Here is a 21,993-nt window from a genome sequence, read left to right on the forward strand (position 1 = left end):
GACTGCCGGATTCCCGCCGCAAGACCACTCAGCGCACGGTCAGTTTGACGTCGATATTGCCGCGCGTCGCGTTCGAATAAGGACAGCGTTCATGCGCGCCGGCGACGATGTCCTCGGCGACGGATTTCTCCACGCCTGGGATCCGCACCTTCAGCTCGGCGGTGAGCGCGTAACCGACCGCGACCGGTCCCATGCCGACTCTGGCAGTGACGGTCGGTTCCGCCGACGGCGTGATCTTGCGCGTCCGCGCCACGAGCTTCACTGCGCCGAGAAAGCACGCCGCATAGCCGGCGGCGAACAGCTGCTCCGGATTGGTGCCCGGCCCGCCGGGACCGCCGAGCGATTTCGGCAACGACAGCGCCACCGACAGCAGGCCGTCGTCGCTCGCCGCCTTGCCGTCGCGTCCGCCGGTGGCGGTGACTTCGGCTTCATACAGAATCTTGTCGGGCTGCAGCATGCGTGTCCTCAGTCTGGCTTGGTCTCGGTGGCCGTGCGCGCCACCGCCGCACGAAAATCCTCGCGGGCGCGCTCATTGGCCAGCGCGAAGCTCGGGCCGCGGCTCGGCTCGGTGCCGTTGAGGCGCCGCAACTGCACCCACATTTCGGCGCTCTTCAGCGCCACCGCCGCGCAATTGACCACGGGAGCGTGGCCGATCTTGAAGCCGTGCTCGCTCGCAATCAGCAACCCGGGCAGCACGCCGGCCGGGATCACGACATCGGCGCCGCGATCGAGCAACGGTTGCGCGCAGACGGTGAAGTCGCGCAGCATGCGCGCTTTTGCCTCGGCGTCGCCGGCGAACGCGGCGCTGAAATCCTCCGGACGACAGCCCATGCCGGTGACATGCACGATGCGGCCGGCAAGGCCGTAGCGATCAGCCTGCTCGTAGTGCCAGACCTCGAAAGCAGAATCGAGTGTGACAAGGCCGAGGCGGCGTCCGAGCTGCGACGCCGCGAGCAGCGTCGCCTCGCCGACGCCGGTCACGGGAATCGTCAGCGCCGAGCGCAGCTCGTACAATCCCGGATCCTGGAAGTGGCCCATGACATAGGCATCGAAGCCGCGCTCCTGCGCCGCGAGCCCGTTGTCGACGGCCTGGATCGCGCAACGGAATTCGCTCAGGCGACCGAAGTCGCGATCGGCGGGCGTGATGCCCTCGACATGGACGCTGGTGCCGGGTGCGGCGATCTCGTTCAGGTAATGGGCGAGCCGCGCCATGTAGGGCGCGCTCGAGGTGCGGTCGACGAAGCTCTGCCAGAAGATGCGCACAGCGGAAATCCTGTTCACAGGCGACCGTGCCGATCCTCGAACCGCCGAAGCCAGGGCTGACGACACACACGCGAGCCTGTCGTTGCGAACGCGCGCCGCTGCAATGGCGGCGTCTCATCGACCGAAATATTTCAAGCACAAAATAATTTTGGCGTCAATCGAACGGCGTGCCGACGCGCTTCATGCACGAGCGGCAACACATTGCCGAAACGGCGAGCAATTGACGCCTTTCCCTTTTGCACAAGCGAACGCAGCGCTTATGACCGCGCGAAACTGCCGCAAACTTTTCTCGGAAACCGCGGAGTTGGCGTATTGACGTTCCGTCAGGAAATACTTTAGGCTTTAAACAATTGACAGGCGGCGGCGCTTCCAGGGGGCGCGCATCGCGCCGATTGTTGCGTTGCCAAAGGTTCCTCAATCGTGGCTGAGATCATCGAGCTCGGAACAGCAGGTGCGACGGGCGGGTTCGCATTCGCCGCGATCGGATGCGGCGTCTCACGACCCGGCGACGTGACCCGCCACGAAATCGCGCACCACGCCGGCAAATACCTCAGGCATCTGATCGGGAAGCGGCACCATGCCTCCTGAGAGCTCGCGCAGGACACTGCCGCCGATCGCGCCAGCAACCTTCGGAGCCGCCGGATGAGCGTGCGGATCGTCTGTCGGAGCAATCACCAGCGTGGGGCATTGGATCTGCCCCAGACGATCCTCCATCCGATAGCGGTTCACCACGCGGTGGCCTTCCGCCGCCATCTCGCCGGCCCGCAGCGCATCGATCATGAAGCGCCGCAGCAGATCGGCATTGCCGGCCGGATAGAACGGCTGCCGGCGCGCCCAGAGCTCGCTGAGATGGGCGCCGTCGCTCCGCGTCTCGACGTCGTCGATCACCCGCATGCTTTCGTGCTTGGCGCGACGCGCCGCATCGACGAAGGGACAGGCCGAGAGCACCAGCGCGCTCACCCGTGCCGGCGCGCGCGCCGCGATTTCCACCGCGATCGCGGCACCGGTGTGGTGGCCGACGATCGCCGCGCGCGGCAATTCCAGCGCATCGAGCAGGGCGAGCGCGCCTTGCGCCCACAATTCGATCGACGGCGGATCTGCCGGCCGGTCGGAATCGCCAAAGCCGAGCGTGTCCATGGCAATCGTGCGGAAATCGCGGCCGAGCAGCGGCAGCACGTCGCGATACTCGTCCCACGAGCGCGGCGTCTGGTGCAGCAGCAGGACCGGAAACCCTGCGCCAGCTTCGGCGACATGGATGCGGCCAAGGCGCGTCGCGACGAAGCGGCGCTCGATTTCGGAGCCGGCACGGCTAGCATTCATTTCACAACTCCTGTCGGTCCGATCGCGATCGATGCTGACATCTTGCCCAGCTAGCGGCTGTTTTCAACCAAGGGGAATGCAATGCGCAAGATCTTGAGTTTGACTGCACTCTCGACGGCTCTTTTGGCAGGCCTCGTCACGGCCTCGACCGCGCAGGCCGACATCACGGTCGGATTCGTGACATCGCTCAGCGGACCAGGCGCCTCGATCGGCATTCCCTATGGCCGCGGCATCCAAGCCGCGCTCGAGTACAAGAGCGAGGTGAATGGCGAGAAGATCAAGCTGATCCAGCTCGACGACGGCTCCGATCCGTCGGCTGCCACCCGCGCCGCGCGCAAGCTGATCGAGGAGGAGAAGGTCGATCTGTTGATCGGCACCGCAACGGCGCCGTCGACCATCGCGATGATGGCGGTCGCGACCGAACTGAAGGTGCCGATGATCGCCGTCTCTCCGGTCACCGGACAGCCGAACCCGGCCGATCAGTGGGGCATCTCCGTGCCGCAGCCCGCCTCGCTGCTGGTCAAGGTGGTCGCCGACCGCATGAAGCGCGATGCAATGAAGAACATCGGCTATATCGGCTTCTCCGACGCCTGGGGCGACCTCGTCTACAACGGCGCCAAGGCCGCCGAAGCCATCGACGACATCAAGGTGCTGACCAACGAGCGCTATGCGCGGGTCGATACCTCGGTGACCGGCCAGATCCTGAAAGTTTTGGCGGCGCGTCCCGATGCGGTTCTGATCGGTGGCTCCGGCACACAAGGCGCGCTGCCGCTGCTGGCGCTCGGCGAGCGCGGCTTCAAGGGCAAGACCTACGGCACCGTCGCGCTGGTCAATCCGGATTTCGTGCGCGTCGGCGGCAAGGCCGCGGATGGCATCCAGGTCTCCGCGGGCCCCGTGATCGTGGCCGAGCAGTTGCCGGACAACCATTTCGCCAAGAAACTCGCGCTGGAATTCCGCGCCGCGTTCCTGAAGGCCAACAATGTCCCGACCACCGACGGCTTCTCGGCCTATTCGTTCGACGGCTGGCGGATCTTCACCACCGCCGCGGAGCGCGCGCTGAAAACCGCAAAGCCGGGCACCATCGAATTCCGCAAGGCGCTGCGCGACGAGATCCTCAACACCAAGGAACTCGCCGGCGTGCACGCGATCTACAACTTCAAGGCGGGCGCCTATCACGGCGTCGACGAGCGCGCGCTGGTGATCGTGCGCCTGGTCAACGGCGCCTGGACCTACGAGCCCTAGCAATCAGGAACGGCCGAGAGCATGACGGCAGATATTGCAGCGATCCTGGCGATCGACGGAATTGCGACCGGGGCGGTCTACGCCTTGGTGGCAATCGGCACCGTGCTGATCTTCACCGTCACGCGGGTGATCTTCATCCCGTTTGGCGACATCGCCGCGTTCACCGCGTTGACCCTGGCGGCGCTCGATGCCCGCCAGCTTCCCGGAACGGTCGGGCTGGTCGTGGTGCTGGCCTGCATGGCCTGCGTGATGGAAGTGGGCTCGCTGGCGCGCGCCGGCGAGCTTCGCTCGGTGCCGAGAGCGATTCTCGGCTATCTCGTGCTGCCGCTGGTCGTGGTCGGCATCGTCTGGCTGACGATGCGCTTCAATCCGCCGATGCCGGTGCGAATCGTGCTGGCGCTGCTCTTGATCATGCCGGTGGCGCCGCTGCTCGACCGCATCGTGTTCCGCCCGATCGCGGATGCCTCGGTGCTGCTGCTGCTCACCGTCTCGGTCGCGCTGCACTTTGCGCTGGTCGGCCTCGGCCTGTTGTTCTTCGGGCCTGAAGGCGTGCGGACCGAACCCTTGACCTCGCTCGGCATGGAGATCGCCGGCGTTCACGTCTCCGGCCAGACGGTGCTGATCCTCGTGGCGGCGCTGGTGTTCAGCGGGCTGCTATTGCTGTTCTTCGACTTCACCTTGCTCGGCAAGGCGCTGCGCGCCACCGCCTTCAACCGCACCGGGGCGCGGCTGATGGGGATCCGGCCGGCGCGCGCCGGCACCATCGCCTACCTGCTGGGATCGCTGATGGCGGGCGTCTCCGGAATCCTGATCGCTCCGGTCAACACCATCTTCTACGACTCCGGCTTCCTGATCGGCCTCAAGGCCTTCGTCGGCGCGATCGTCGGCGGCATGACCAGCTATCCGGGCGCGGCGCTCGGCGCGTTCGGCGTCGGCATTCTGGAAAGCTTCGCCTCGTTCCAGAGCAGCACCTTGAAGGACGTCATCGTCTTCTCGCTGCTGATCCCCGTCCTGCTCTGGCGCTCGCTCGCCTCGCAGCATTCCGAAGAGGAAGTCGAGGAATGACCCCGACGCAGATCCGCCTCATCGCGCTCGCTGTCATCGCCTGCCTGGTCGCGGCGCCGTTCGTGCTCAATCCGTTCAGCATCACCTTGCTGAACTATATCGGCGTCTATTCGCTGGCGGCGATCGGGCTGGCGCTGCTGACCGGGGTCGGCGGCATCGTGTCGTTCGGCCAGGCCGCCTTCGTTGGCGTCGCGGCCTATTCGACGGCGTGGGTCACCGCGCTGAACGGCCATTCGCCGTGGCTTGGACTGCTGCTCGCCGTGGCCCTGACTTGCAGCATCGCCGCGATGCTCGGCTTCGTGACGCTGCGCCTGCAGGGCCACTTCTTGTCGCTGAGCACGGTCGCCTGGGGACTGGCGATCGCATTCCTGTTCGGCAACATCCAGGGGCTCGGCGAGCACAACGGCATTTCCGGCATTCCGCCGATCTCGATCGGCCCGGTCGCGCTGGTCGAGAGCTGGCAGATCTATTTCCTGATCTGGGCCATCGTCGGCGCGATGCTGCTGCTCTGCTACAATCTCTTGGACTCGCGGCTCGGCCGCGCGATGCGGGCGCTGCGCGGCGGCAATACGCTGGTCGAGAGCCTCGGCATCAGCGCGTTCCAGATCAAGCTCACAACCTTCGTCATCGCCGCGTTCCTGGGCGCGCTGTCCGGATGGCTGTTCGCCCATCTCGGCCGCTTCGTCAGCCCGGGACCGTTCGATGCCAGCATGGGCATCGAATATCTGATGATGGCGATGGTCGGCGGTGCCGGCAGCGTGCTGGGCGGCGTGGTGGGTGCCGCGATCGTGACGCTGCTGAAGAATTCCGTGCAGGACTACCTGCCGCTGATCGTGAAAGGCGGCTCCGGCCAGCTCGAGATCGTCGTCTTCTCGGCGCTGTTCATCCTGTTCCTGCAGCGGGCGCGGCAGGGCATCGTGCCGTTCTTCGCTGGCTTCCTGCCCGAGTTGAAAATGTCGCGGCCGCAGCCGGCCAAGCCGCTGCCGCGCCGCGAGCAGCCGGCGCCGGGCACGCCGCTGCTCAAGGTCAGCAGCGCGCAAAAGCGCTTCGGCGGCCTGGTCGCGGTCAACAACGTCTCGTTCGAGGTGCGCTCTGGCGAGATCCTCGGCCTGATCGGGCCGAACGGCGCCGGCAAGACCACGATGTTCAACCTGCTCACCGGCGCGCTGCGCGCCAATGCCGGCGAGATCAAGTTCGCGGGGCGGTCGATCACGCATGATGCGCAGTTCCGCATTGCGCGATCCGGCATCTCCCGCACCTTCCAGCACGTCAAGCTGCGGCCGCGGATGAGCCTGCTCGACAACGTGCTGCTCGGCACCTATGCGCGCACCAGCACCGGCCTGTTCGCCGGCGCCATGCGGCTGAACCAGGCCGAGGAAGCGAGCGCGCGTTACGAGGCCCTGCAGCAGCTCGAACGGGTCGGGCTCGGCGACAAGCCGTTCGAACTCGCCGGCAATCTGCCGCTCGGCAATCAACGCGTGCTGGAGATCGCCCGCGCGCTGGCCGCCGATCCGACGCTGCTGGTGCTCGACGAGCCCGCCGCCGGGCTGCGCCGCCAGGAGAAGCAGAAGCTCGCCGAGCTGCTGCGGTCGCTGCGCGCCGACCACCTCACCATCCTCTTGGTCGAGCACGACATGGAGTTCGTGATGTCGCTGGTCGACCGCATCGTGGTGCTCGATTTCGGCTCAAAGCTCTGCGAGGGCGGGCCTGCGGCGATCCGCAGCGACGCCCGCGTGCAGGAGGCCTATCTCGGAGGCGTCGCATGACCCGGATGCTGTCGATCGAGAATGTGTCGGTCGCCTACGGCAAGGTCGAGGCGGTGCGCAACGTCTCGCTGTCGGTCGAGCAGGGACAGATCGTGACCGTGATCGGCCCGAACGGCGCCGGCAAGACCACCCTGCTGATGGCCGCGATCGGCCTGCTGCGCTCCACGGGACGGATGCTGTTCCAGGGCGCGGACTTGGCGAAGATCGACGTCGAGGGCCGCGTCGAGCGCGGGCTCTGTCTCGTGCCCGAGAAGCGCGAGCTGTTCGCCGACATGTCGGTCGCCGACAATCTGTTGCTCGGCACCTACAGTCTGCGCGACCGCTCGGCGACGCGACAATGCCTCGACGACGTGTTCGACCGCTTTCCGCGATTGAAGGAGCGCAGCAAGCAGGCCGCCGGCACGCTGTCGGGCGGCGAGCGGCAGATGCTGGCACTCGGCCGCGCGCTGATGGCGAAACCAAAACTGCTGGTGCTCGACGAGCCGAGCCTCGGGCTGGCGCCGCTGATCGTGCGCGAAATCTTCCGCACCATCGCCTCGCTGCGCAGCCTCGGCGTCTCGGTGCTGCTGGTCGAGCAGAACGCCCGCGCCGCGCTCGAGACGGCGGACTACGGCTATGTGCTGGAGACCGGCGAGATCATCCAGTCCGGGCCGGCCGACACCCTGATCCACGATCCAAAACTGATCGCGGCCTATCTCGGCGGGCATTAGAGGCCAGGCGCGGGACCAAAACCGCAAAAACAACCCCATGCAAAGTAGGGTTGGGGCCTCGCCTCCGTCCGCACACACTAAATCTAGGGGGTAGAGTCGGCGTCATGACGCGCGCGGCGAGCCAAGACGCCATCTGCCGACTATTGGCGGCCCTATCCATCGCCTCCGTCGGCGCCTCACGCGCATGTGTCCAGAGAAGCCAAACACGGCCATTGCATTACGATCGTAATGTTATATTACGACCGTAATCGCATATGAGCTGCTGCTTGAGGGCAGCGCGGATGCCGAAAACAGCGTTTTGCGAGGACTTCATGAACGACACGATCGCCATCTCAGACTATCGCGCACCGCGAGACGCCATGGATCCCACGTCGCTGGGGCTCGCGGCCGCCGCAGCAGCCATCCGCAACGGCGATATCACGTCGGAAGCCTACACCGGGGCGCTTCTGGCGCGCGCCCGAACGCTTGCCGAACTCAATGCCTTCATCAGCATCGACGAGGCCGCCGTGTTGGAGGCCGCGCGGGATGCGGACAAGGCACGTGCGGCCGGATCGGCGGCTCCGCTGCTGGGCGTGCCGCTCGGGGTGAAAGACAGTTATCTGACGAAAGGGATACCGACGAGCCTGGGTCTGGACGGCCTCGCCCACTTCGTGCCGCGCGAAGATGCGGACGCCGTCCGCGCCATCAAACGCGCGGGCGCCCTGGTCTTCGGCAAGAACAACCTCGTCGAGATGTCCTACGGCCTGACCGGCCATAACGCGCGTTACGGCCAGGTGAAGAATCCGCACGAACGAGATCACGTGTCGGGCGGCTCCTCGAGCGGCTCCGCTGCCTCCGTCGCCGCCAACATCGTGCCCGCATCCCTCGGAGGCGATACCGTCGGATCGATCAGGGTGCCGGCATCGTTCTGTGGCGTCGTGGGATTCAAACCAACCACCGGACGCTGGCCGCGCAACGGCGTTGCTCCGATCTCCCATACGCTCGACACCACGGGCGCATTTGCCCGAAGCGTCGAGGACTGCATTTTGCTGGATCGGGTCGTGACCGGTGAACAGGCGGCCGAGTCCTTCGACGGTGGTTACGATCTCAAGGGAGCCCGGCTGGCCTTCGCGCCGCGACAGTTCCTCGATCTTGTGGATTCGGAAGTCGAGACACGCTTCCGCGACGTGCTTAGGCGGCTGCAGGATGCCGGCGCCGAAATCGTCGAGGTCGACCTTGGTGACGATTTCAACGCCCTCATCCAAACCGCGACATGGAGCATCTTCGCGCATGAGACGATGGGCGCAATTTCAAAATTCCTTCGCCGCCACGACGTCCCGACCACGTTCGAGGCGATCTACGAGGGGCTCAAACCCCAGCTTCGGCAGGCGTGGGGACACATCGTGCTGCCGGGCGGTGCAGGTGCTATCTCGGCAGAGGCCTATCAGACGGCGCTCAAGGTGAGCCGGCCTGAAATCCAGCGCCGTTTCGACAGGGCGTTCGTCGCTCATGGGGCGCAGGCCATGCTGCAACCGACGACGCCATGCACCGCGCCCTCGATCGAGGAGCAGGCGACGGTCCGGATCGCGGGGCAGGATGTCAGCTACCTCGCGCTGGCGAACCACACCGTCTCGGCGAGCAGCGTGGGGCTGCCGGGAATCAGTCTCCCTGTCGGTGTGTCTCGTACCGGACTGCCGATTGGCCTTGAGCTTGACGCTTCGCCCGGTAGCGACCGGACGCTTTTGGTGCTTGCCCGCAAGATCGAAGGCGTTTTGGGTCCCAGGCCGACCGCAATCTAGCACCGTGACTCGGTAGCGGGACATTCGAGGAGTTGGCAGAAGATGCGTTTCGAGAAAGGTCACAAGCTGTCGACACGACGGCACATCGTCGATGTGGCATCGAAGTGTGTGCGCCGGGACGGCATCTCCGCGACGGGGATTGCGGGGATCATGGGCGCGGCCGGCCTGACCAAAGGGGCGTTCTCCCCGCACTTCGAGTCCAAGGACGTGCTGGTTCGCGAGGCGCTGGCGAAAGCGCTGGGCGACCAGCAGCATTGCCTCGAGGAAGATCAGCTCAGGGGCCTCGACCTCGAAGGCGCGGTCCGCCGATACCTGAACCGCGCCCACCTCGAAGCCCCCGCCGACGGGTGTCCCTCCGCGGCGCTGCTTCCGGAAATCGCCCGCCAGCCGCTGTCCACCAGGCAGGATTACGAGCAGGCGCTGCGAAGCTACGTTGCGACTTTGGCCGCGTTACTTCCCGGCGGAGATTCTGCCGATAACAGCCGGCGCGCGAGGGTCATCTTCGGCCTCATGGTGGGGACCCTGCAGCTTGCGCGGGCAGTGCCTTCCACTGCCGAAGCGCAACAGATCCTGGATGGAGGCGTTGCGGCCGCGTTGCACTTGGCGCGAACGCCATCGCCTTAAAGTGCGGGCCCAATGACTGATATCCGCTTCTGACCCTTGGGCGACATCAACCCTCCGGTATCCCAGCCAAGCGCAGGCCCTCGTGGATACGCTTGCGCGCAGCAAGGAAAATCGGATTGTCGCTAGGTGCTTCGAGACGGAACCGACGGAGAGTGAAACTTGGATTGAGTGCAAGTCCAGTCTTCGCAGAAGTTCGCGCTTCGTCCAGTACGCCGAGTAAGGCCAAGACTGCGGCGAGGATGAGATGGCTAGGTGGAAAACCGCGGTTGGCCTCTACGCTCCTTCGCAGCCAATCGACGGCCTCAGCATCAGAACCGAGATGTACCTTGGCTAGACCTACAAAAAACATCCATTGATACGCGCTAAGATCGCGAGGGGAGAGACGGAGGGCCCTGAGTTCGTGTCGTTCCGTCTCAGCAGCGCGTCCCAAATAGAGTTTTCCCAAACCAATTCCGCTGTGGGCGAAAGCCAAGTTGCGATCAATTGCTAACGCATGCTCGCATTCAGAAATACCTTGTGCTGCGCGGTTCGTCAGTATGTACACAGCACCCAATGTCAGGTGGGCCAAGGCGTGGTTCGGCGCAAGGGACAGCGCCCTGTCAGACAACACTTCGGCTGCCGCGAGTTGCATATCGCGGTCATCGTCCACGAAAATTGCTGACATCGCGACGTGGGTACTCGCAATGCCGAGCATTGCAGAAATGCTCTCGCGATCGAGGGCTATCGCTCGTTCAAAAAAGTCGCGCGCTTGGGTCAAATTCTTGGGCGTCCACCCCTTGTATAAGAACGCAAGGCCTTGAAAAACCAGGTCCCGTGCATCGGGATGCAATGAACGCTCCGCTCGGCGAGCCTCGGCAGCGACAAGTTCGGCATCGAGCGCGTTAGCGAGCCGCGCCACGATTTCGTCTTGCATCTCGAACAAGTCGGCGACAGCCTTGTCAAAACGGTCGGCCCACAGGTGGGCGCCGGTCTCTGCGTCGATCAATTGCACATTGACCCGAAGGCGGTTGCCACTTCGTTGCACCGAGCCTTCGAGCACATAGCGGACGTTTAACTCGCGCCCTATCTTTTTTAGGTCCAGCGCCTTGCCCTTGTAGGCAAATGCGGTATGTCGGCCGATAACGAATGAGCCGCTAATGCGTGACAAATCTGTGGTCAGGCTCTCGGTCACACCATCGACAAAGTAGTCCTGTTGGGGATCGCCGCTGAGGTTGACGAAAGGCAACACAACGATGGAAAGACGAGGCGCTGAGTGCGCGCCCGGCCCGGCGCGCTCAGCGTGCGTAGCCGGGCTGTGCTCTTCTCGGACCACGGCATAGGCGCGGACCGGGCGGGCGATATTCTTCAACGTCTGCTCGCCCATATCGGTGAACTCAACGTCGACCTTGCCTCGGACATACTCGTGGGCAGAAGACGAGATGCATATGCTGCCGGCAGTTGCGATGCTCTCAAGCCGCGCCGCAATGTTCACGCCGTCTCCAAAGATGTCGTGTGGCTCTACAATCACGTCGCCGATATTAATGCCCACACGAAAAGCAATGCGCCTGTCTTCCGCCTCGCCAAGTGTAAGGTCGCTGACGCGGGTTTGGAACTGCAAGGCAGCTCGAACCGCTTCGACCGCGCTCGGAAACTCCGCCAAGAACCCGTCTCCGGTGTTCTTCACTATGCGGCCGCCATGCTCGGCGATAGCCGGGTGGACAGCTTCCACGAGGAGCGTAGTTAGCCTAGCGTGTGTGGCCTCTTCGTCGCTATGCATGAGCCGCGAATAGCCAGCGACGTCGGCCGCCAATATGGCCAACAACCTGCGCTTCACCCGGACTGGCCTTTCCTGCACCATGGCCTGCGACCCAAAGCTAGATGTGATTGTACGACAGATTGGATGGGATGCCTACGGAGGCTGATGCCCGCTTCTGACCCAAAGTAGCCGCATGAGCGAAGCGATATGCGGGGTCACGAACTCCCGCATATCGCTGCGCTCATGCGGCTACTGGCTGGCTGAAACCGTCGAAAATGACCCACAGCCGACGGTCCCCTTGGCCATCGTAACGTCGGCTTAATGAGAAAGAGCGGACGCGGTTCGGTTCAACCATCAAGGGCGGCCATTGACTCATAGCGGACGTCACATGGTTGCCAATGTCCTAAGCGAACGCGGCAGTTGCTGGCTCACCGAGGAAGATCACGTTGATGCAAATCGAGTAGGTTCCTCTTCGTGCGCCTCAGACCCGGAAACCTCGTAGTCCACAAGACCGGCGGCCCGATCATGATGATCGAGCGCGTGTGGCCCGAACGTTTATGGCTTCCCAACCGCAGCGACTATCCGTGTGATTGCATATGGGTTGAGGATCGCACCAAAAAATCCGCCACGTTTTTTGCCTCCCATTTGGAAGCGGTCTTTGCTGATGGCTCTCCGCGAAACTATGACGAGGAGCCTCATGATTGACAGCGAAATCTAATGCGGCGCGCCATAATGGGTGTAGGCTTAGCCCTCGCCATACTTGTAGGTCTCTATTTCTACGGATCGCCGCAATACAGAGCACTGAAGAACGAGTGCATCGAAACCGGCATGGACCATTCGGATTCCCCATCAGACGACGATCTGCATCGCTTGTGGATGGCTTGCCGTAAGATAGGCTTTGGTGCTCCGTTGTGAAACGAGACAGGTGGCGGACAAGATCCAGCAGGCCCGCCGAGGTCGGCTTTTGACCCAAAGCCGACCTCGCGCCGCTTCTTTAATTCAAGGTTGAGCGTTTGGCGGCACTTAAAGTAGATGTGTTTGCCTTATTCAACCGAGCGCACCTTCGCGATGGATCGGCATAACCCATGAAGACCGGTTTGGGCATCGTCTCAGTTCTCGCTTGGTGCGGCGCAGTGTATGGCTATGTTCTGTTTTTTAAACGACTGCGAGCGTCGGGCTACAGCATTTGGACCTTAAATCACCGAGCACGTTTCAATGCGTGGCGAGGAAGACCCATCGCGATTTTTCTGATCTGCGGAGCCATTTTCACAGGGGCAATCTGGGCGTCGATCGAACTTCGGTAGGCCGTCTCTCCGTGCACGCTCGGTTGTCGAAGGACGACTTCCGCTGTTGGCCCATAGCGGACGTTCCGCATGACCATCGGGAACGTCGGCTCTTCAAGATGAACCGGAAGTCCCATAGCAAGCGTAGCCCGCATGAGCGAAGCGATATGCGGGGTCACCAACTCACGCATATCGCTTTGCTCATGCGGGCTACTGGCTGCTGGGGCGTTTGCTCATAAACGGCGGCTTCCATTCATAAAGCGGAAGTCGCCCAGTTCGCCGTCATCGGCGGCTTATGTCCCGAAGCTGGTCAACGAACTGGCACGTGACCAAACGAGAAAAACCCCGCCGAAGCGGGGTCTTGATGCAATCTAGCTGGCAAGTACTAGAGCTGTTTCCGTTCCGATGGAATCGGAACGGAGCTCTAGATTCTTGTTTTGACGCGTTTTCTTCACGCGAACCGGTATCCACTTCGCTCGAAAACGCTCTAGCCTTTAGCCATGCACTCTTTGACATACGCGCGCTTCTTCGAGAGGTGAAGGCCCTGCGCGGAAGCTTCCTTCTTGCAAGCCTTCTGTCTCTTTAGCCACTCGGGGTTCTCCGTCGCTCTTCCTGCAAGTGCCGGTGTCGTGACGACTACTGCGAGCGCTGCTCCGGCTGCGATAATGGCTATGTATTTCATGAAATCTCCAGAGGTGTGATGCAACAAGGACCATGTTAAGTGCGCTGCTCGCGAAGGCAATGTAGAGAAAGCTCAAAGTATCATCAAAGCAGTTCGCTGTTTGAACAAGGAGAAGGCGGTGTGACGAAGTAATATGCAACGATGCGCTGCCTTTCCCTGCTTGGTCTTCATACCCACGTTCTGATCGTCCACACGACCGAAAGTTGGCTATCCGACGGCCGCACCTGAAAGCTGCGCCGGACGTGTCGCCCTGACTTCCGCTTGTGGCCCGTACCCGACCTTTTTCTGAGAAGGTTGCGATTTCCGCTTTCAGGAGGGACGCCGGCCATGGTCAACTGGTCGCCGTGGTCGGCTCGTGACCCGAACCTGAAGTAAGCTCGAAATAAACAGTCTCTGAATTGCCCGTTCGGCTGGGGTTCACATCAACCTTTTAAGGTCTCCGTCCAGGAACCGAAAGTTAGTGAACACATAAACGTAGTTCCGAGTCGGGATCCGACACCACGCCGCTCCGTAATCTACGCACAATGGAGGAGACGCTATGAGGAAGTTTCTTATTTCGGCTATGCGCAAGTATGCGTTCGGCGCCGCAGCAGCAACTGCTCTTTTCGTAATTCCGATCTCCGCCTTTTCCCAATCCATTGAGTTTGGACCGGGAGGCGTCCGAGTGTACGACGGTCGAGGGGGTGGGCAATGCGAGGAATTGCGGCGTGCCTGCGAAAACAAGGACATGTTAGGGGAGCGGGGCGAAGGAAATTGCCGCAGATACCGGGAGACTTGCCAAAGACCAGTTCGGAGGGATGTGTGCGGCGAACTGAGACAAGCCTGCCTCTACAAGAACGAGTTGGGCGAACGAGGCGAAGGAAATTGCCGTAGGTATCGCGAGACTTGTAGAGGTCGCATGTAAGGTCGCCAATGTTCGACGTTGCAGAGTGGTCGGCACCGCTCGGCACCGACCCATTCACCTGTCGTCGCGAGGGCCGCCACAGTTGGCGGCCTGCGCGCGAGGATGCGCTGTGCGTGATGCACACGCATACGCCCAATGGTGTCGCGGTGTCTGCGCAGAAAAGCGGCCCGTTGCCGATCTCGCAACAGCAAGCGTAGCCCGCATGAGCGGAGCGATATGCGGGGTCACGAACTCCCGCATATCGCTTCCCTCATGCGGGCTGCTGGCTGTTCGATTCAGCCACCAAGGGCGGCTATTGAACCCGTAGCGGCCATGGCGGATCGACGAATGTGCCAAACTCAGCTATTTTCAGCGGGCAACCGGGTGAAACAGCCATGTGGCAACCTGACGGGTGGAGTCGGACGAGGATCGGCATTCTTACTCCGCATGCCGACATAGTTCCGGAAATCGAATTCAGCGCGCTGGCTCCTGAAGGAGTTTCAATTCATGCCGCGCGCATCCCGTTTGGTGGCTACAAGCCCGGCGGCGTGATGGACCCGACAATTGCCAGCGATCCCGTGCGCGCCATTGTCGATCCACCTTCGGTAGATGAAGCCGCCGAAATGCTGGCGATGGCCCCATTGCACGCGATTGTCTTTGGCTTCACGAGCAGCAGTTTTGTTCGCGGCGCGGCCGATGACGCGGCGCTAAAATCTCGTCTGGAGGGCCGCACGCGGGGCATCCCGGTGGTCGTCCCCTGTGCGGCGGCTGCTGTCGCGTTGACTGCGCTCAACGCGAAGCGGATTGCGCTCATAAGCCCACCATGGTTCTCGGATGGAATGGATCGGCAGGGCGTCAAGTATTTTCAGGACAGCGGGTTTGAAGTCGTGTCCAGTGGACCGGCAGGGCTGCCATCAGATCAACAGGCTATTCAGCCAGAACAGCTCTACGACTGGGTCAGTTCCCACGTGCCCGACAGTGCCGACGCCATTTTCGTCGGGGGCAACGGTTTTCGGGCCATTGGAGTCATCAAAGCGCTGGAGGATAATCTCAACCGACCGGTTTTGACCGCGAACCAGGTCTCGTTTTGGAGTGCGCTGCGCCATTCCGGTACGCGAGCATCGGTTATCAACTACGGTCGAATATTCGAACTTGATTTGCCGCGTTGAAGCAAGCGTAGCCCGCTTGAGCGAAGCGATATGCGGGGTCACGAACTCCCGCAATCGCTTCGCTCATGCGGGCTACTCACTGCGTCGATGGTCACCAATCGTCGTAGAGCCACTCCCTCGGGATTCGAGGCGGCAGTCTTGCGTAGGGCGGCGGAGACGTCCGCTCGGGCTTGCGGACGGTGGGAGTCGGGCGCGGCGGAGGCGCTAACGCCTTCGGCTCGGAGACCTTCGCGAGCGCCCGTTTCGTTTCTTCCTGGCTCGCCTTGAGCTCCTCGATGGCTTTGGCGCTCTCGCGGGCCAGTTGTTGCTGGTCCGCCTTGAGCTGTTCGATATTCCGCTGCACATTTGCGAGGTCGCGCGCGATCGTTTGCAGCAGTTGCGCCTGATCGGGACCGGCTGCGTTAGCTGCCGGCGCGGCGTCCCGCGGCGGTGCGGCCTGAGGTGGTGCAGTCTGAGGCGGTGCGGTCTGAGGCGCGGGCGTCGCCTGGGGCGGAGCGGCGTCCGCCGCGGCGACCTGAACGGCGGCTGGAGCGGGCTGCGCCGCAGGCGGCGGATCAGCAGGCGGCAATGACGGAGTTGAGACGAGTTGCGGCACCCAACGTGCCGCAACCAGCTTGGCTCCCTCACCATAAGACGACTGGTAAGCCAGGGCAGCGACAACGATACACGCTGCCAGCGACAAGCCGACGAGGGCTCGGAGCACCGGCCTTCCGGGAGGTGATTGCGAACCGGTTCCGGAAGAGGCGGGGCTCGGCCCGGAAGAAGCAGGGTCAGGCCCGATCGCAGGCGGACCAGGTGGCGCCGAAGGCGGGGACGCGGCTTCGCGCTCCATTCTGGCCAGCTGTTCACTCAAACGGGTGAGCTCTTGATCGGCGCGCGTGATCTGCTTGTGGGCTTCCGCCAGTCTTTCGTCGGCGCGCGCGGTCAGGCTGTCGTTCGATTCAACGGGGTTCGGAGTGGGTGTGGAGTTCACTGGCGTTTCCCTTTCCGTCCAATGTCACCCAAGAGTGCCAAGCCGGCTATCCATTCGGGTCGATCAGCCCCCAGCACTCCCGTCAGTCTTGTCCAAAGAATGGCCAGATGATGATAGCGCGCTTGAACTCTCTTGATAATGCAGTGGGATACTGGCCCGGGCCTGACCCAGTGCAATCGCATATGCGGGATTGGAGTGATGCAGGCATTGGCGGTGGGCTCCCTCTCCCGCTTGCGGGGGAGGGCGGGGTGGGGGTGTCTCCGCATTGCGAATCCCACCGTGGACACACCCCCACCCGCCACGCATCTCACGATGCGCGTCGGCCTCCCCCGCAAGCGGGAGAGGCGAAGTGAGCCCGGTGATGCGAACCAGCCGCACGTTACGCGACGGGGTCGCGCGCAAGCCCCATCGCCCGCAACGCCGCGGCAAAGGCGGCGAGGCGTTTTTCGCGGTAGGCGGCCTGGTCGACGCCGTCATAGTTCATAAAACCCTGCCCGGTCTTCATGCCGATGCGGCCTTCGCGCATGTTCGCTTCGATGATCTCCGGCGCGGCGTAGCGGCTGTCGCCGAGCGCGTCGACCAGGTAGCGGCTGGCGTGGTGCAGGATGTCGCCGCCGCCCCAATCGATGAATTCGAGCAGGCCGAGCACCGCAAAGCGGAAGCCGAAGCCGTAGATCACAGCCTTGTCGATATCTTCAGCCGACGCCACGCCCTCCTCGACCAGGCGGGCGGCCTCGTTCATCGCCAGCGACTGGATGCGCGGCACGATGAAGCCGGGCCGCGGCGCGCAGACCACCGGCACCTTGCCGATGCCTTCGAGCAGCGCCTTCATCCGCGCCGTGGTCTCTGAAACGGTGAGCTTGCCGGGCGATAGCTCGATCAGCGGCACCAGATAGGCCGGATTGAGCCAGTGCGCGTTGAGGAAGCGGCCGGGATGTTCGATCGCGCCGGCGAGATCGTCGACCAGGATCGTCGAGGTGGTCGAGGCGATGATCGGCCGCTCGCCGGCGAGCCGCGAGGCCTCGGCCAGCGCCGTCTGCTTCAGGCCGAGGATTTCGGGCATGCCTTCGAAGATGACGTCGCAGCGCGGCAGCGCCGCGGCCGCCTGCTGCCGCGGCACGATCGCGATCCTCTCGGCAATGGTGGCGACGAGCTCCGGCGCCAGCAGATCGATGCGCGAGAGGATTTCCAGCGTGGAGCGGATTTCCGCCCTCGCCTCGGCGGCCAGCGCCTCGAACGCCGCGGCCTCACGCTCCTTGAAGTCGATCACGACCACCTGGTGGCCGGCGAACGCGAACACGACCGCAATGCCGCGCCCCATGCGGCCGGCGCCGAGACATCCAATGACCGGCCGCATCAAAAGCCCTCGGCCAGCAGGTGTTGCAGGCCGGCCCGGTCGAGATCGCCGAGGCCGAGCGTGGACAGGCTGCGCCCCGTCACCGCGAAATCCTCAGCCGTGATCGCGGCGCCGATCGCGAGGAACGCCTTGACCAGCGGCGTTTGCACGCCGGCGAGATCGCCGACCGATGCCAGGAACGACAGGCCGAGGCGCAGATCCTCCAGCATGTAGCGGTGCTCGACCAGGACCAGGCGCTCCGACCAGTCGCCGGAATCCGTGAGCTGCTCGCGCGCGTCGCGCGCATACATCCACGGCTCGCCGTCGCGCGAATAATGGTCGGCCAGCGGGAAATGCGGACCGCGGTAGCCGAGCGCCTCGCGGATCGCGATGCGCTCGGCATCAAGCGCGTCGGTGACGCGGCGGATCGCCGGCTGCGTGCCCTCCTTGTGGATGTCCCATTTGGCAAAGTGCTCGATCGGGCCGGCGTTCATCGTGATCAGCGGCGGATGGATGATCGGCCCGGCATTCATCAGCGCCCCCGACAGCGCATCGCCGCACGGCTCGATGGCGTTGGGAAACGCGTTTGCGATCACGCCGAGCGCATGGCGGGCGCGCCGCGACGGAAACACGCCGGTCGGCAGCCGCGCGCCGCGGCCCGAGATGCGAACCGCGTAAGGCCCCTGCTTGCGCGCCAGCCACGGCAAGGTCCCAGTCTCGGCGGTCGCGATCTCCGCGCGATTGCCGGCATCGCGCGCGGCGCGGGCGAAGATGTAGGAGCCGAACGTGCCCGGCGGCAGGAACACGACCTGGCCGTCGCGCAGATGCGGCGCGGCCAGTTCGGCAATGGCCGGCTGCGCGAAGGCCGGCGCCGGACACAGGATCAGGTCGGCGGCGTCGAGCGCGTCCGCAATCGACGACGTGATGGCCGCGAGCCTTGCCTCGCGGCGGCCGGCGCGGTCGATGACGGTGATGGTGCCGCCCGCGGCCCGATGCGCCTCGACATCAGCCGGATTGCGCCGCCACAGCCTGACCTCGTGGCCGGCCAACGTGAGGTCGCCAGCTGCCGCGAACGAACCATTGCCTCCACCCAACACTGCGATCTTCAAGATGTCCTCCGCTTCAACGATTATGCCGGCTTCGTCTTGCCGTTGGTGTCCTGCCAGGCCGCCCAGGTCGGCCGATCGATCTGGAACAGATCGCGGGAGCGCGCATACCAGCCGCTGCCGTGCATACGCGCGATCAGATGCAACGCCTCGGTGTCGATGTGGCAGCGCTCCCTGTCGAGGATGATCGCATCATCGACGTGGGCGCGGACCACGCGGCCGATCACCGCGGTCTGCCGCGGCCCCGTCACCAGCGAGGAGAGCACCCGGCATTCGAACGACACCGGCGATTCCGCGATGCGCGGCGGGCGCACCGCCTGCGAGGGTGCGGGCGTGAGACCGGCGAGCTCGAGCTCGTCGATTTCGGGCGGCGCGTCGATGCAGGTGATGTTCATCGCCTCGGCGTTGCGCTCGGCGACGAGGTTGACGACGAATTCCCCGGTGTCGAGGATGTTGGCGGCGGTGTCCTTGAAGCGCCCGGTGCCCGCCAACAGGCCGATCGCGACCGTCGGCGGCTCATGCCCCATCACGTTGAAGAAGCTGAACGGCGCCGCGTTGATTACGCCGGTCGCGGACAGCGTGGTGATCCAGGCGATCGGCCGCGGCGTCACCGTCGCGGTGAGGATCTTGTAGCGGTTCTGCGCCTCCAGCGTCTCCATGTCGAAGATCATGGCGCGCGCCTAAAGCGCGATGAGTGCATCTTCATCGCGCTTTAGCTCCTTGTTTGAGCATGATCTTTTCGGAAAACCGCATCACACTTTTCCGGATCATGCTCAGATCGCGACCACCGGGTGACGGATCCGGCCGATGCCGGCGACTTCCGCCTCCACCACGTCGCCCGGCCACAGCCATTCCTGCGGATTGCGGCCGGCGCCGACGCCTTCGGGCGTGCCGGTCGCGATGATGTCGCCCGGCTCGAGGGTGATCGCGGCCGAAATGTCGGCAATCAGATGCGGCACCTTGAACAGCATGTGGCGGGTGTTGGAGCGCTGCTTCTCGACGCCGTTCACCGTCAGCCAGAGATCGAGCGCGTGCGGATCGCCGATCTCGTCCGCGGTGACAATGCACGGCCCGAACGGCGCGTAGGTGTCCTGGCCCTTGGAGTAGATCCACTGGCCGGCGCGGCGATTGTCGCGGGCGCTGACGTCGATCATGACGCTGTAGCCGAACACGTACGCAAGCGCGTCGGCCTCCGCGATCCGTCGCGCGGTCCGCCCGATCACGACGGCAAGCTCGACCTCCCAATCGAGCTGCTGGGTGATCTTGCGGTCGTGATGGATCGCTTCATCCGGTCCGATCACGCTGGTCGGCGGCTTTGAGAAGATCACAGGTTGCTTCGGCAGGTCGCGGGCGGTGTCGAGCGCGCGCGAGGATTCCGCGACGTGCTCGACATAGTTCAGGCCGATACCAAAAATGTTCTTGCGCGGACGCGGGATCGGCGCGAGCAGGCGGACGTTGGCAAGCGGCAGCGCGGCGCCGACCGGCCAGCGCTCCCGGCCCTCGTTCAGGATCGCCTTCAGCGCCGCCGGTGCCTGCGGGCCGAGATCGATGAACTCCTGCATCGATGACGGGAGCAAAACCCCGGCATGCTGGCCGGCCTTCTCGACGTCGACCACGAGATCGTCGACGACGGCGCCAAGACGGGCTGCAGCCTCGACCGTGCTGCGATAGGTGACAAGACGCACGGGGCTCTCCTAGAGCGGGATGAGGTTGGATCGAATGGCGACGGCGCTATGCTCCCTCTCCCCGTTCTTACGGGGAGAGGGTCGGGGTGAGGGGCTGCTTCCGCATAGACGGTGACAGCGGGATTCGCGGAGGCTCCCCCTCACCCGGAATGCATCTCGCGATGCATTCCGACCTCTCCCCGCAAGCGGGGCGAGGTGAAGCAGAGTATGCCGCTCGATTCGAAGTACGGTCATCGCGTTGCTACGACACGAGCGGCTGACGACCGCCGTTGTCGCCAAAAGCTTCTTCGCGATAGAGCCCGAGCGCGTGCATCACCGGCAGGTCGTTGAAGGTGAACAGGCAGGCATCCTCGCTGGCGGAAGCATTGACGTGCTCGTGCCAGGCCCAGGACGGCACGCAAAAGATGTCGCGCTCCTTCCAGTCGAAGCGCTTGCCGTCGATGATCGAGTGGCCGCGGCCCTTCGCGACCTGGTAGATGAAGCTGCCGGTGTGGCGATGCGCGCGGGTGCTCTCGCCCGCCCGCAGCATCTGCATCGAGGCGCCGATGGTCTGCATCACCGGGCCGCCGGTCACCGGGTTGACGTAGTTCATCAGCACGCCGTCATAGGGCGAGCCGTCGGTGGCCTTGGCATAGCGCAGCAAGGCCTCGTAGGTCGGCCCCCACTCGTATTTCAAGAGCGGCGAGTATCCCTTGGACCATTCGCTCCCCGCCGGGCGCAGGCCGGGATTGCCCCAGGTCTGCGTCATGTCGTCGACGGGATAGCCGACGCGCTGCTGCAGCTCGGGATGCACCACGTAGAAATTGGCTTCGAGCGCGTTGACCAGGGGAATGTCGAGGCCGTCCTGCCAGATGCAGGGCGTGCCGTCGCCGGCGACGCCGTGCTCGTGCCAGGTGCCGTTCGGGGTCAGCACGAAATCGTTGGCGCCGAGCGTCATCTTGTGGCCGTCGACGATGGTGTAGGCGCCCTCGCCCTCCATGATGAAGCGCAGCGCGGACGCCGAATGGGCGTGGGCGGAGGCGACCTCGCCGGGGTGCATCACCTGTAATCCGGAATACAGCCAGCCGACCGCGGCGGCGTGTTCGCGGCGGCCGGGATTGTTCAGATAGATGACGCGGCGGCCGGCCTTCTCGGGCGACACCAGTTCGACCGAGCGCAGCACATGCGCGCGCAGATCCTCGTAACGCCACACCACCGGGACCGACGACGATTTCGGCTGCCACGGCTCGATCTTGTTGGCGACCGTCCAGAGCGCGCCGGTTTCCAGCCGCTCCAGCTCGTCGTAATAGGCGAGCAGCTCGGGCGTATCCTCGACATTGGCCCGGCCGGCGACGTCTTCGCGATGGTTCTCACGCCTTGTTGCCATCTCGCCC

The 21,993-nt window shown here is 64.0% G+C and carries 19 protein-coding genes; 8 read left to right on the plus strand and 11 right to left on the minus strand.

What is annotated here, in order from left to right:
* Nucleotides 1–28: 28 nt before the first annotated feature.
* The 3 genes from XH93_RS33115 to XH93_RS33125 all read right to left on the minus strand — a co-directional run bounded on the left by XH93_RS33115 (nt 29) and on the right by XH93_RS33125 (nt 2,583).
* Entirely contained in the window at nt 29–457 is a 429-nt protein-coding gene (locus XH93_RS33115; RefSeq protein ID WP_305825956.1) for an organic hydroperoxide resistance protein, read from the minus strand.
* Between the two features lie 8 nt (nt 458–465).
* Nucleotides 466–1,263, minus strand: coding sequence for an aspartate/glutamate racemase family protein (locus XH93_RS33120; RefSeq protein ID WP_194470680.1), 798 nt, complete (start codon nt 1,261–1,263; stop codon nt 466–468).
* 495 nt (nt 1,264–1,758) lie between these two features.
* Nucleotides 1,759–2,583 (minus strand): alpha/beta fold hydrolase, encoded by an 825-nt coding sequence (locus XH93_RS33125; protein WP_194470681.1) that lies wholly within the window; start codon nt 2,581–2,583, stop codon nt 1,759–1,761.
* Between the two features lie 81 nt (nt 2,584–2,664).
* On the opposite strand from XH93_RS33125, the gene XH93_RS33130 reads away from it, so the two are divergent.
* The 6 genes from XH93_RS33130 to XH93_RS33155 all read left to right on the plus strand — a co-directional run bounded on the left by XH93_RS33130 (nt 2,665) and on the right by XH93_RS33155 (nt 9,768).
* Nucleotides 2,665–3,825 (plus strand): ABC transporter substrate-binding protein, encoded by a 1,161-nt coding sequence (locus XH93_RS33130; RefSeq protein ID WP_194470682.1) that lies wholly within the window; start codon nt 2,665–2,667, stop codon nt 3,823–3,825.
* A gap of 21 nt (nt 3,826–3,846) precedes the next feature.
* On the plus strand, nt 3,847–4,890 hold the full coding sequence (locus XH93_RS33135) for a branched-chain amino acid ABC transporter permease (protein WP_194470683.1): 1,044 nt from the start codon (nt 3,847–3,849) through the stop codon (nt 4,888–4,890).
* On the plus strand, nt 4,887–6,656 hold the full coding sequence (locus XH93_RS33140; RefSeq protein WP_194470684.1) for an ATP-binding cassette domain-containing protein: 1,770 nt from the start codon (nt 4,887–4,889) through the stop codon (nt 6,654–6,656). The genes XH93_RS33135 and XH93_RS33140 overlap by 4 nt, the downstream gene beginning before the upstream one ends.
* Nucleotides 6,653–7,366: an ABC transporter ATP-binding protein gene (locus XH93_RS33145; protein ID WP_139864058.1), complete on the plus strand. Its 714-nt coding sequence runs from the start codon at nt 6,653–6,655 to the stop codon at nt 7,364–7,366. The genes XH93_RS33140 and XH93_RS33145 overlap by 4 nt, the downstream gene beginning before the upstream one ends.
* Nucleotides 7,367–7,677: 311 nt before the next feature.
* Nucleotides 7,678–9,144, plus strand: a complete 1,467-nt coding sequence (locus XH93_RS33150) for an amidase family protein (protein WP_194470685.1) — start codon at nt 7,678–7,680, stop codon at nt 9,142–9,144.
* A 42-nt stretch (nt 9,145–9,186) separates the two neighbouring features.
* Complete coding sequence (locus XH93_RS33155) at nt 9,187–9,768, plus strand: TetR/AcrR family transcriptional regulator (protein ID WP_194470686.1); 582 nt, start codon at nt 9,187–9,189, stop codon at nt 9,766–9,768.
* A gap of 46 nt (nt 9,769–9,814) precedes the next feature.
* On the opposite strand, the gene XH93_RS33160 is transcribed toward XH93_RS33155, so the two are convergent.
* Both XH93_RS33160 and XH93_RS33165 read right to left on the minus strand, forming a co-directional pair.
* Nucleotides 9,815–11,605: an adenylate/guanylate cyclase domain-containing protein gene (locus tag XH93_RS33160; RefSeq protein WP_194470687.1), complete on the minus strand. Its 1,791-nt coding sequence runs from the start codon at nt 11,603–11,605 to the stop codon at nt 9,815–9,817.
* Nucleotides 11,606–13,273: 1,668 nt separating this feature from the next.
* Entirely contained in the window at nt 13,274–13,468 is a 195-nt protein-coding gene (locus XH93_RS33165; RefSeq protein ID WP_139485700.1) for a hypothetical protein, read from the minus strand.
* Nucleotides 13,469–14,380: 912 nt separating this feature from the next.
* Between XH93_RS33165 and XH93_RS43155 the strand changes: the two genes are divergently transcribed.
* The gene (locus XH93_RS43155; protein WP_210340411.1) at nt 14,381–14,569 is read left to right on the plus strand and encodes a class II aldolase/adducin family protein; all 189 of its coding nucleotides are present in this window, start codon (nt 14,381–14,383) and stop codon (nt 14,567–14,569) included.
* Nucleotides 14,570–14,746: 177 nt separating this feature from the next.
* Nucleotides 14,747–15,520 (plus strand): maleate cis-trans isomerase, encoded by a 774-nt coding sequence (locus XH93_RS33175; RefSeq protein WP_194470688.1) that lies wholly within the window; start codon nt 14,747–14,749, stop codon nt 15,518–15,520.
* A gap of 91 nt (nt 15,521–15,611) precedes the next feature.
* Here XH93_RS33175 and XH93_RS33180 read toward each other — a convergent pair whose 3' ends face one another.
* From XH93_RS33180 to XH93_RS33205, 6 genes are all read right to left on the minus strand, one after another.
* On the minus strand, nt 15,612–16,493 hold the full coding sequence (locus XH93_RS33180) for a hypothetical protein (RefSeq protein ID WP_194470689.1): 882 nt from the start codon (nt 16,491–16,493) through the stop codon (nt 15,612–15,614).
* Between the two features lie 379 nt (nt 16,494–16,872).
* Nucleotides 16,873–17,850, minus strand: a complete 978-nt coding sequence (locus XH93_RS33185; protein ID WP_194470690.1) for a 3-hydroxybutyryl-CoA dehydrogenase — start codon at nt 17,848–17,850, stop codon at nt 16,873–16,875.
* Nucleotides 17,850–18,938 carry an NAD/NADP-dependent octopine/nopaline dehydrogenase family protein gene (locus XH93_RS33190; RefSeq protein WP_194470691.1) on the minus strand — a complete coding sequence of 363 codons (1,089 nt, stop codon included), beginning with the start codon at nt 18,936–18,938 and terminating at the stop codon, nt 17,850–17,852. The genes XH93_RS33185 and XH93_RS33190 overlap by 1 nt, the downstream gene beginning before the upstream one ends.
* Nucleotides 18,939–18,958: 20 nt before the next feature.
* Nucleotides 18,959–19,606 (minus strand): flavin reductase family protein, encoded by a 648-nt coding sequence (locus XH93_RS33195; protein WP_194470692.1) that lies wholly within the window; start codon nt 19,604–19,606, stop codon nt 18,959–18,961.
* A 102-nt stretch (nt 19,607–19,708) separates the two neighbouring features.
* Nucleotides 19,709–20,620, minus strand: coding sequence for a fumarylacetoacetate hydrolase family protein (locus XH93_RS33200; protein ID WP_194470693.1), 912 nt, complete (start codon nt 20,618–20,620; stop codon nt 19,709–19,711).
* Nucleotides 20,621–20,861: 241 nt separating this feature from the next.
* Nucleotides 20,862–21,986, minus strand: a complete 1,125-nt coding sequence (locus tag XH93_RS33205) for a cupin domain-containing protein (RefSeq protein ID WP_194470694.1) — start codon at nt 21,984–21,986, stop codon at nt 20,862–20,864.
* Nucleotides 21,987–21,993 lie beyond the last annotated feature (7 nt).

It is taken from the genome of Bradyrhizobium sp. CCBAU 51753 (assembly GCF_015291565.1).
Lineage (GTDB): Bacteria > Pseudomonadota > Alphaproteobacteria > Rhizobiales > Xanthobacteraceae > Bradyrhizobium > Bradyrhizobium ivorense.

Coding starts and splice junctions, on each gene's coding strand:
- XH93_RS33185 (WP_194470690.1), bottom strand. CDS start 17,850: ATGCGGCCGGTCATTGGATGTCTCGGCGCCGGCCGCATGGGGCGCGGC.
- XH93_RS33145 (WP_139864058.1), top strand. CDS start 6,653: ATGACCCGGATGCTGTCGATCGAGAATGTGTCGGTCGCCTACGGCAAG.
- XH93_RS33115 (WP_305825956.1), bottom strand. CDS start 457: ATGCTGCAGCCCGACAAGATTCTGTATGAAGCCGAAGTCACCGCCACC.
- XH93_RS33165 (WP_139485700.1), bottom strand. CDS start 13,468: ATGAAATACATAGCCATTATCGCAGCCGGAGCAGCGCTCGCAGTAGTC.
- XH93_RS43155 (WP_210340411.1), top strand. CDS start 14,381: ATGTTCGACGTTGCAGAGTGGTCGGCACCGCTCGGCACCGACCCATTC.
- XH93_RS33150 (WP_194470685.1), top strand. CDS start 7,678: ATGAACGACACGATCGCCATCTCAGACTATCGCGCACCGCGAGACGCC.
- XH93_RS33195 (WP_194470692.1), bottom strand. CDS start 19,606: ATGATCTTCGACATGGAGACGCTGGAGGCGCAGAACCGCTACAAGATC.
- XH93_RS33125 (WP_194470681.1), bottom strand. CDS start 2,583: ATGAATGCTAGCCGTGCCGGCTCCGAAATCGAGCGCCGCTTCGTCGCG.
- XH93_RS33175 (WP_194470688.1), top strand. CDS start 14,747: ATGTGGCAACCTGACGGGTGGAGTCGGACGAGGATCGGCATTCTTACT.
- XH93_RS33130 (WP_194470682.1), top strand. CDS start 2,665: ATGCGCAAGATCTTGAGTTTGACTGCACTCTCGACGGCTCTTTTGGCA.
- XH93_RS33160 (WP_194470687.1), bottom strand. CDS start 11,605: ATGGTGCAGGAAAGGCCAGTCCGGGTGAAGCGCAGGTTGTTGGCCATA.
- XH93_RS33140 (WP_194470684.1), top strand. CDS start 4,887: ATGACCCCGACGCAGATCCGCCTCATCGCGCTCGCTGTCATCGCCTGC.
- XH93_RS33155 (WP_194470686.1), top strand. CDS start 9,187: ATGCGTTTCGAGAAAGGTCACAAGCTGTCGACACGACGGCACATCGTC.
- XH93_RS33205 (WP_194470694.1), bottom strand. CDS start 21,986: ATGGCAACAAGGCGTGAGAACCATCGCGAAGACGTCGCCGGCCGGGCC.
- XH93_RS33135 (WP_194470683.1), top strand. CDS start 3,847: ATGACGGCAGATATTGCAGCGATCCTGGCGATCGACGGAATTGCGACC.